The following is a 9243-nucleotide window of genomic DNA, read 5'->3' as shown; positions in this document are numbered from 1 at the left end:
GCGTGTCTCGGTCGCCCCGCGGGGCCTCAATCGTGGAGCGCGCATTGTCGGCCGCTGCTGTGATTGATGCCAATACGAATTGGCCGGCGCATTGATATGCTGCGTGTATGAGTGACGATCCCAGAAGCCCGGCCACCGGCTGGGTGGAGCTGCGCGTGTGGCGCCAGTTCCTGGCCGTGGCCGAAGAGCTGCACTTCGGCCGCGCTGCCCAGCGCCTGCACCTGACGCAGCCGCCGGTCACCCAGGCCATCGCCCAGCTCGAACAGACGCTGGGCGTGCGCCTGTTCGACCGCACGCGCCGCCATGTGGCGCTCACGCCTGCTGGCGAAGCGCTGCTGCCCGAGGTGCGCGAGCTGCTGGCCCGCGCCCAGGCCCTGCCGGTGAGCGCGCGCGCGGCCGCCGCGGGCGAGGTGGGGCGGGTGCGGCTGGCTTTCGTATCCACCGTGGGCTTCGAGCGCCTGCCCACCTGGGTGCGCGACTTCCACGCGCAAAGCCCCGGCGTCTCGCTCGAACTGGTGGAGGCAACGGGCGACGTGCAGCTCGAGGCTTTTGCGCGCGGCGAGATCGACACCGGCCTGATGCTGCATTCGCCGGGACAGGCGCCGCTGGGCCTGTCGCACCTGGCGGTGAGCCAGGAGCCCCTGGTGCTGGCGGTGCCGGCGCGCCACCCGCTGGCGCGCGCGCCGCGCGTGGCGCTGGCGCAGGTGCTGGCCGAGCCGCTGGTGATGTTCCCGCGCCGCATCCTGCCTTCGCTGCACGACGCGGTGATGGCGCTGTACCGCGGCCAGGGGCTGGCGCCGCACATCGCGCAGGAGGCGATCCAGATGCAGACCATCGTCAACCTGGTCTGGGGCGGGCTGGGCCTGGCCTGGGTGCCGGCCAGCGTCATGCAGTTCCGGCGCCAGGGCGTGGTCTATCGCCAGGCCGAGGAGTTCGAACCGCAGGGCCGGCGCCGCGTCGTGCTGCCGGCCTGCGAGACCAGCCTGGTCTGGCGCGCGGGCGAGGCCGGCGAACCGCCGCCCGCGCTGCGGCGCTTCATCGACTTCGTGCGCGCGCAGGTCCAGGGATGAGGCCTGCGCCGCGGCCGGGCTTTACAGCACCAGCCGGTCGCGGCCCACGATGATCTCGCCGTCGAAATGCCGGCGCGCCTCGGCCACCCAGGTCTGTTCGGCCACGGGTTCGTCGCCCGGCAGCAGGTGCGACAGCACCAGCGTCCTGACGCCGGCCTGCGCGGCGATGCGGCCGGCGTCGGCGGCGCTGGTGTGGCCCTGGGCCAGAAAGCGCCGCAGCTGCGGCGGCACATAGCTGCGCTTGGCCAGCATGGCGTCGATGCCGGGCACGTACATCGCCTCGTGGACCAGGATGTCCGCCCCGCGCGCCAGGGCCGCCACCTTCGGCGAGGGCGCCGTGTCGCCCGAAATGACGATGCTGCGCGCGGCTGTCTCGAAGCGGTAGGCCAGCGCCACCTCGAAGGGGGCATGGTCGGCCAGCGCTGCCGTCACCCTGATGCGCGCGTCCTCGAAGACCAGGCCGGGCTCGCGGATCTCGCGCACGGCAAAGGCACGCGCCGGGGCTTCGCGCCGCGTGGCGGCCACGCGGATGCGGCTGTCTTCCTCGAACACGGCCAGCGCCGCCTCGTGCACCGCGCGCATGGGCGGCGGGCCGAACACCTGCAGCTGCCCGCGCACGCCCATGATCCAGGCCAGGTTGATCAGCGCGGGGTAGTCCGCCGTGTGGTCCGAGTGGTGATGCGTCACATACACCTGGCGCAGTGCCGACAGCGGAATGCCCAGCTCGGTCATGCGGCCGATGGTGCCGTAGCCGCAGTCGACGAGGTAGCCATGGCCGTCGACGAAGATCGCCTGGCTGTTCATGGCCCGCGCCGGGTGCAGCACGGGGCCGGCCATGGTGCCCAGCAGGACCAGGCGCGTGCCTTCGGACCAGGCGGGCACGGCCGGCGCCGCGGTCTTGCCCAGGCCGGTGCATCCCGCCAGCGGGGCGGCCGCCAGCGCGAGCAGCAGGGCGCGTCGGTCCACCCTCATGCCGCCTGCTGCACGAGCGCAGTTTCCAGGGGCACCTGCCACGCGTCGTAACCATAGACCCAGTCGGCATTGCCGCCGTCGCGCAGCCAGTTGTTGCCGCGCGAGCCGATCTGGATGCGGCTGGTGCGTTCCATGCGCATGGCTTCATAGCGGCGCAGCGCATCGGGCACTTGCGCCGGCGATGCGGCGGCCATGAGGTTGCGGGCCAGCACCACGCCGTCTTCGATCGCCATGCCCGCGCCCTGGGCCATGAAAGGCATCATCGGATGGCTGGCGTCGCCCATCAGCGTGATGCCGCCTTCGGACCAGCGTGGCAGCGGGTCGCGTTCGTACAGCGCGGTCTTGAGCACGCTGTCGCAGGCCTCGAGCAGGGCGCGCGCATCGGGATGGAAGTCGCGGTAGAAGCCGCGCAGCTCCTCCACGCTGCCGGCCGTGGTCCACGATTCCTCGTGCCACGATTCCTGCGCCGTGGTGGCGAAGATGAAGGTGTCGCGGCCCTGGTTGAGCGGGAAGGTCACGATCTGGCTTTCGGGCGTGGGGCCCCACCACTTGGTGAAGGCCGCGATGTCGGGCACGTGCCGCACGCGCTCGGTCGGCACCACCGCGCGGAAGGCCACCACGCCCGTGAAGCGCGGATGCTCCTGGCCGAAGAGGGCGGCGCGCACCACCGAGTGGATGCCGTCGGCGCCGATCAGCGCGTCGAAGGCCGTGTCCTCGCTCTCGTCCTCAAAGCGCACGCTCACGCCGTCGGCGCGCGGCTCGATGCGCGTGGCGAGCTTGGCAAAGCGCACCTGCCCGGCCGGAAAGGCGTCGGCCAGCGCGGCCAGCAGGTCGGCGCGGTGGATGGTCAGCTGCGGCGCGCCGTACTTGCGCTCGGCTTCGTCGCCCATGGTCAGGCGCGAGGTCTCGGCCCCGCTGTCCCAGCTTCGGCTGATGCGGTGCGTGGGCCGCGCGGCCGAGGCGCGCACGGCCGCGGCGATCTGCGGGCCCAGGCCGTCGAGCGCGCGCACGGCGTTGGGCGTGAGGTTGATGTCTGCGCCCACGCGCAGGAACTGGCGGCTCTGCTCGAAGACCGTGACGCGGTGTCCGGCCTGGTGCAGGGCGTTGGCGGCCGCCAGGCCGCCGATGCCGGCGCCCACGATGGCGATGTTCAAGGGGGTCATGCTGAGAAATCTCCTGTCTTCAGTCGGCCCGAATGCCGAATTCCTGGATCACGCGGCCATAGCGCGTGAAGTCGGCCTGCACCAGCTGGCCCAGCTTCTCGGGCGTGCCGCCCACGGGCGTGGCGCCCAGCGCCTTGAGCTGCTCCACCACGTCGGGCTGCGCCAGGGCCGCGTTCACGTGCTGGTTGAGCGTCTGCACCACCGGTGCCGGCAGGCCGCGCGGGCCCAGCAGCCCGTACCAGGCCTGCACGGCCACGTCCTTGAAGCCCTGCTCGACCAGCGTGGGCAGGGCCGGCAGCAGCGGCGTGCGCTCGCGCTCCAGCGTGCCCAGCGCCAGCAGCTTGCCCGACTGCAGATGCGGCATCACCGAGGCCAGCGAGGTGTAGTTGAGCTTGAGATGGCCGCCCAGCAGGTCGGTGATGGCCGGCGCCACGCCCTTGTAGGGCACATGCAGGGTCTGCACGCCGGCCGCGCGGTTGAACAGCTCGCCGCCGATGTGCATGGGCGAGCCGCTGCCGGAGCTGCCATAGGTGATGTCCTTCGACTTGCGGGCCAGCTCGGCCAGCGCGCGCGCGTCGCGCACGCCCAGGTCGGGCCGGGCCACCAGCACCAGCGGCGTGCTGGCGACCTGCACGATGGGCGTGAAGTCCCGGACCACGTCGGTGGGCGCGGCGCCGCGTGCGATCAGGTGCGGCGCGATGGCGAAGGTGTTGGGCGTGAGCAGCAAGGTGTAGCCGTCGGCCGGCGCGCGGGCCACGAAGGTGGCGCCCAGGGTGCCGCTGGCGCCGGCGCGGTTGTCCACCACCACGCTCTGGCCCAGGCTGGCCGAGAGCTTCTGGGCCAGCAGGCGCGCCACGGCATCGGGCCCGGCGCCGGCCGGGAAGGGGACGACCAGCGTGACGGTCTTGTCGGGAAAGGCCTGGGCCTGGGCCGCCAGCGGCAGCAGGCTTGCTGCGGTGGCGACGGAAGCGGCCAGCCGCAACAGGCGGCGGCGGGGGGGCATGAATGACATGGGGCAGGTTTCGCAGGGGAGGGTGGCAGGGGAAGGTTGGCAGGGGTCAGAACGCGTGCTCCATGCCCAGCGTCAGGCCGGTCTGGCGCGAGCCGGCCGTGATGCCGGCGCTGCTGCGCGGGAACACGCCGTACTGGCCGCTGGCGCGGTTGTGCACGCCATACACGGAGGCAAACACGCCGGTGCGGCGCGAGAGCGTGTGGCGGTAGCCCAGCGCCCAGTTGCGCGCGCCCAGGCCTTCGGTGCTGCAGGTGGCGCCGCCCGCGCGGCTGCACTGGCCGTCGCTGGCCTGGCCGGCGTTGGCCCACACCGTGTGCAGTTCATGGCGCCAGATCACCTGGGCCGACCAGGCATTGCGCGCATAGCGGTTCATGCCGCCCGTGGCCACGCCTTCGGCGCGGTAGTCCAGGCGGTCGAAGGCGCCCTGCAGCATCCAGTTCCTGTTGATCTCGTAGCGCGCGATCAGGCGGTGGTTCACATCCTTGGCGTCGCGCACCGTGGCGGTGGCCACGTCGGGGTTGGCCGCGGGGTTGGGGCCGATCCAGGCCAGGCCGAAGAAATCCTTGTGCTGCTGGTACACGTAGCGCAGCACCAGCGGGCCGGCCGCGTACTCGGCGCCCAGGCCGAAGATGGTGGGCTTGTAGCGCGTGCCGTTGAGCGCCGTGCGTTCGCCTTCGGGCAGGCTGTAGGCCAGGCGGAAGGAGAAGCCGGCCCAGCTGGGCGACCAGTACTGCACCGAGTTGCCCTGGCGCCGGTTGAAGGTGGCGTCGCCCGGGCCGTTGGTGCGGGTGTCGGCCGTCACGCTGTGCGGGATGTTGAAGCCCGGCGTGACGAAGATGCTGGAGCTGTCGCCCGCATAGGGGTTGCGGATGCCGTTGGTGAAGCCCAGGTGCGACCAGGCGCTGGGCGTGTCCCAGATGCCGCCGAAGAGCGTGCCCCACTGCTTGCTGGCCAGGCCCACGCGCGTGTTGCGGTTGAAGGCGCGGCCCGCGCCGCCGGTCCAGTTGCCGTCGTCCACCTGGAAGCCGCTTTCGAGCTGGAACAGGGCTTGCAAGCCGCCGCCCAGGTCTTCGGTGCCGCGAAAGCCGAAATGCGTGGTGGCGCTTTGCATGCGCAGCACCGAGCCGTCGCGCGTGCCATAGGCGCCCGCGCCCAGCATGGAAGGCCGGTTGGCCGGCGCGACCGGCGTGGTGCCGCTGACCGAGATGCGGTCCACCATGGGCGCCACATAGCCGTAGATCTGCACCTGCGAGCCGCTTTGCGCAAAAGCGCCTGCGGCAGGCAGCAGCAGCAGGGTCGTGGCCCAGGTGGAGGCACTGGCGCGAATGCGGGTTCGGTGTGTCAAGATTCTTCCTCGATGGAAATTGCGATGAGAGTGAAGCGGCTGCGCCAGGGCCGGAATTCGTGGGCACGCCGGCCGGCGTTGCCTGCAGCACCGCCTTTTCAGGGGCATGAATGGCGCTGTAGGACAGGGCCTGATTCTTCGAAGTCGGCGCCGCTCGCACGACCGCCGGGCGTCCGCAATGGCGCACCATTCGTCTCCGTTTGTTTCGCAGGTGGCGCATGGACGCACTGAGCGAAGTGCTGTCCATCTGCCGCGCCGAGCGTGCGGTCACCGCGCGCTTCACTTTGCGCGAGCCCTGGGCGCTGCGCTCCGACGGCGTGCCCGGCGCGCTGATCCGCCTCTCGCGCGGGGCGCCCTACTGGATCCAGGTGGCGGGCCTGCAGCCCGTGCGCGTGGAGGCGGGCGACCTCGTCATGCTGCCCACGGGCGCGGCCCACACGCTGAGTGCGGCGCCGGGGCTGCCGGCCACGCCTTTTTCGCAACTCATCGCTCGTCATGCCGATGGACCGAAGGACGAGAACCCGCTGGTTTTCACCCATGGCGGGCGCGGCGACGTGACCGAGGTGTTCTCGGTGCTGCTGTGGTTCTCGGCCTACTGCCGGCATTCGGTGTTCAGGCTTTTGCCGCCGCTGATCCACATGCGCGAGGCGCAGTTGCCCATGGCCGGCTGCCTGGCCACCACCATGCAGTCGCTGATCCTGGAGACGCTGCAGCGCCGGCCCGGCTGGCGCCTCTCGGCCGCGCGCATGGGCGAGCTGCTGCTGGTGAACATCCTGCGCGAGCAACTGGGCCGGCCGGCCTCGGTCTCGGCGGGCTGGCTGCGCGGCCTGGGCGATCCGGCCATCGCGCGCGCCATCCAGTGCATCCACGAGGCGCCGGCCCAGGGCTGGACGGTGGAGCAACTGGCACGCCAGGCGGGCATGTCGCGCTCGCGCTTCGCCGAGCGCTTCAAGGAACTGGTGGGGGATTCGCCGATCGGCTATCTCACCGAGCACCGCATGGCGCTGGCGGCCGAGCAACTGGAGGCCGGGCAGTTGCCCACCAGCCGCATCGCGGAGCAGGCCGGCTATGAATCACCGCGGGTGTTTGCGCGCGCCTTTCAGCGCTGGGCCGGCATGACGCCGCATGCCTTCGTGCAGCACGAGCGCGGGCGCCGGGAGGCCCTGGTTCAGTGGGACCGCCGGCAGGACGAGCCCGCCCGCGGGTGACCCAGGCCGTTCAGGCCGGCTGCGACTGCGTCTGCAGGTAGTTCTGCAGGCCGATCCTGTCGATCAGGCCCAACTGCTTTTCCAGCCAGTAGGCGTGGTCTTCCTCGGTGTCGCGCAACTGCGCCAGCAGGATGTCGCGGCTCACGAAGTCGGCATGGCTCTCGCACAGGTGCATGCCGTTCTGCAGCGCGGCGCGCACTTCGTATTCGGTGGCCAGGTCCTTGCGCAGCATCTCCGGCACCGTGAGGCCGGGCGTGAAGGGCTTGGGCGACATGTCGGGCACGCCGCCCAGCATCAGGATGCGGCGCAGCAGCGCGTCGGCATGCTGGGTCTCTTCCTGCATTTCGTGGTCCAGCCGCGTGAACAGGCGCGTGAAGCCCTGGTCTTCATAGATGCGCGAATGCACGAAGTACTGGTCGCGCGCGGCCAGCTCGCCGCGCAGAAGGTCCTTGAGGCAGTCGACGACTTGGGCTTGGCCTTGCATGTGTGTTCTTGGAAAAGAGACGGGGGAAAACTGGCCGCGAGTGTCGCTGCAGGCGAGCGCGCGCGCAGCATGGGCGGGCCAAGCCCCTGCGTTCCTGCTCTGCATGCGAGCAAGGATGCACAGCGTTCGCATTCAGGATGGGTGCGCCGGCTGCAGGAGGTGCGGCGCCAGCAACTGCTGCAGCCAGTCGCCAAAGCGCTGCACGCGCCGCGCCAGGTGCCGGCGATGAGGGTAGAGCAGGTGCACGGGCATGGGCGGGGCGCAGGCCTGCGGCATCACCTGCACCAGTTCGCCCGCGGCCAGGTGCTCGCGCACGTCGAAGATCGGGATCTGGATCAGCCCCAGGCCGGCGAGCGCGCAGGCGATGTAGGTCTCTGCATTGTTCGCCGCCGCGCGGCCTGGCAGCGCAACGCTGTGCAGCTTGCCGCGCAGCACCCATTCCCAGGGCGCGTGGCGCGTGCTGCCCGGCGCGGTGTAGTGAACCTCTTCATGGCCGTTCTCGATCAGCTCGCGCGGTGAGCGCGGCGTGCCATGCCGAGCGAGGTAGGCGGGGCTGGCGCAGTTGATCAGCTCGAACTGCCCCAGCGGGCGCGCCACCAGGCTGCTGTCGGGCAGGGCACCCACGCGCAGCGCGCAGTCCACGCCCTCCTGCAGCAGGTCCACCCTGCGGTCGCTCGAACCGAGCTCCAGCTCCAGCATCGGATGCGCGGCCAGGAACTGCGGCAGCGCGGGGGCGATGAACCGGCGTGCGATGCGGCTGGGCACGTCGACGCGCAGCTTGCCGCCGGTGGCTGCCTGCGGCGCGCGGAACTGCTGCTCCAGCTCGTCCATGTCGGCCACCAGCGCGTCCGCGTGCGCGAGCAGCGCCTGGCCGTCTGGCGTGAGCCGCACGCGGCGCGTGGTCCGGTGCAGCAGCTGCACGCCCAGGCGGGCTTCGAGCTGCTGCAATGCGAGCGAGACGCTGGCGCGCGGAATGCCCAGCTGTGCGCCGGCCTGCGTGAAGCTTGCGCAATGGGCGATCCGCAGGAAGATGCGCAGGTTGTCGATGCGGTCCATGGGGCGTGCGATTGTCCGGAATTCCTGGACAGTCTAGGCGCATGCGCGCGCTTTATCCGGGCCCCCTTGCTGCCTAGAGTCGGAAGGGTCATCCACCCATCCGAAGAGGAAGTTTCCATGTCCCATCCCACCCTTCAGGGCAAGGTCGCCGTCATCGCCGGCGGCGGCAAGAACCTGGGCGCGCTGGTGGCCAGCCAGTTCGTGCAGGCCGGCGCCCGCGGGCTGGTCCTGCACTACAACAGCGACGGCTCGCGCGCCGAGACCGAGAAGACCGCGGCCGCCTTGCGCGAGCAGGGCGCCGAGGTGCTCACCTTCCAGGGCGATCTCGCGGTGGTCGCCAACAACGTGAAGCTCTTCGACCAGGCCAGGTCGCATTTCGGCGAGGTCAACATCGCGATCAACACGGCCGGCGTCGTGATCAAGAAGCCCATCGCCGAGGTGACGGAAGCGGACTACGACAAGAGCTTCGACGCCAACGCCAAGGCAGCCTTCTTCTTCCTGCAGCAGGCCGGCCGCGTGCTGGCCGAACGCGGCAGCATCGTGACCATCGTGAGTTCGCTGCTGGCGGCCTACACGCCTTTCTATGCCATCTATCCGGGCAGCAAGGCCGCGGTCGAGCACTACACGCGCGCGGCCTCCAAGGAGTTCGGCGAACGCGGCATCTCGGTCAATGCCATCGGCCCCGGCCCCATGGACACGCCCTTCTTCTACGGCCAGGAAAGCAAGGAGGCCGTGGCCTACCACAGCACGGCCGCGGCGCTGAGCAAGTACACGCGCACGGGCTTGACGCACATCGAGGACATCGCCCCCATCGTCAAGTTCCTCGTGACCGAAGGCTGGTGGATCACGGGCCAGACCCTTTTTGCCAACGGCGGCTACACCACGCGCTGATACTGCAGCCTTGCGCGACACTTGCGCGAAGGAGGATCCGGA

9 protein-coding genes are annotated in these 9243 nt (G+C 70.7%); 3 read left to right on the top strand and 6 right to left on the bottom strand.

Annotated elements, in window-relative coordinates; translation table 11 throughout:
• Positions 1–107 precede the first annotated feature (107 nt).
• A complete protein-coding gene (locus tag PGB34_RS04700) occupies positions 108–1070 on the top strand; it encodes a LysR family transcriptional regulator (protein WP_271426933.1) in 963 nt (320 codons plus the stop codon).
• A gap of 21 nt (positions 1071–1091) precedes the next feature.
• Here PGB34_RS04700 and PGB34_RS04695 read toward each other — a convergent pair whose 3' ends face one another.
• Genes PGB34_RS04695 through PGB34_RS04680 form a run of 4 tightly spaced genes read right to left on the bottom strand, consistent with a single transcriptional unit; the run spans position 1092 to position 5562 of the window.
• A complete protein-coding gene (locus tag PGB34_RS04695) occupies positions 1092–2042 on the bottom strand; it encodes an MBL fold metallo-hydrolase (RefSeq protein ID WP_271426932.1) in 951 nt (316 codons plus the stop codon).
• The gene (locus tag PGB34_RS04690) at positions 2039–3205 is read right to left on the bottom strand and encodes an FAD-dependent monooxygenase (RefSeq protein WP_271426931.1); all 1167 of its coding nucleotides are present in this window, start codon (positions 3203–3205) and stop codon (positions 2039–2041) included. Before PGB34_RS04690 ends, PGB34_RS04695 begins: the two co-directional genes overlap by 4 nt.
• A gap of 19 nt (positions 3206–3224) precedes the next feature.
• Positions 3225–4208, bottom strand: a complete 984-nt coding sequence (locus PGB34_RS04685; RefSeq protein WP_271426930.1) for a Bug family tripartite tricarboxylate transporter substrate binding protein — start codon at positions 4206–4208, stop codon at positions 3225–3227.
• 55 nt (positions 4209–4263) lie between these two features.
• A complete protein-coding gene (locus tag PGB34_RS04680; RefSeq protein ID WP_271426929.1) occupies positions 4264–5562 on the bottom strand; it encodes a porin in 1299 nt (432 codons plus the stop codon).
• Between the two features lie 218 nt (positions 5563–5780).
• Between PGB34_RS04680 and PGB34_RS04675 the strand changes: the two genes are divergently transcribed.
• A complete protein-coding gene (locus PGB34_RS04675; protein ID WP_271426928.1) occupies positions 5781–6770 on the top strand; it encodes an AraC family transcriptional regulator in 990 nt (329 codons plus the stop codon).
• Between the two features lie 10 nt (positions 6771–6780).
• On the opposite strand, the gene bfr is transcribed toward PGB34_RS04675, so the two are convergent.
• Positions 6781–7254 (bottom strand): bacterioferritin, encoded by a 474-nt coding sequence (bfr, locus tag PGB34_RS04670; protein ID WP_271426927.1) that lies wholly within the window; start codon positions 7252–7254, stop codon positions 6781–6783.
• Between the two features lie 132 nt (positions 7255–7386).
• Positions 7387–8310: a LysR family transcriptional regulator gene (locus PGB34_RS04665; protein ID WP_271426926.1), complete on the bottom strand. Its 924-nt coding sequence runs from the start codon at positions 8308–8310 to the stop codon at positions 7387–7389.
• Positions 8311–8427: 117 nt separating this feature from the next.
• Here PGB34_RS04665 and PGB34_RS04660 point away from each other — a divergent pair, with 117 nt between their 5' ends.
• Positions 8428–9201 carry an SDR family oxidoreductase gene (locus tag PGB34_RS04660; protein WP_271426925.1) on the top strand — a complete coding sequence of 258 codons (774 nt, stop codon included), beginning with the start codon at positions 8428–8430 and terminating at the stop codon, positions 9199–9201.
• The last annotated feature ends 42 nt before the right edge of the window (positions 9202–9243 follow it).

Source organism: Xenophilus arseniciresistens, from assembly GCF_028023875.1.
GTDB lineage: Bacteria > Pseudomonadota > Gammaproteobacteria > Burkholderiales > Burkholderiaceae_C > Xenophilus > Xenophilus arseniciresistens.
The sequence above is the reverse complement of the archived record's forward strand: the minus strand, read 5'-3'. Positions and strand labels throughout refer to the sequence as shown.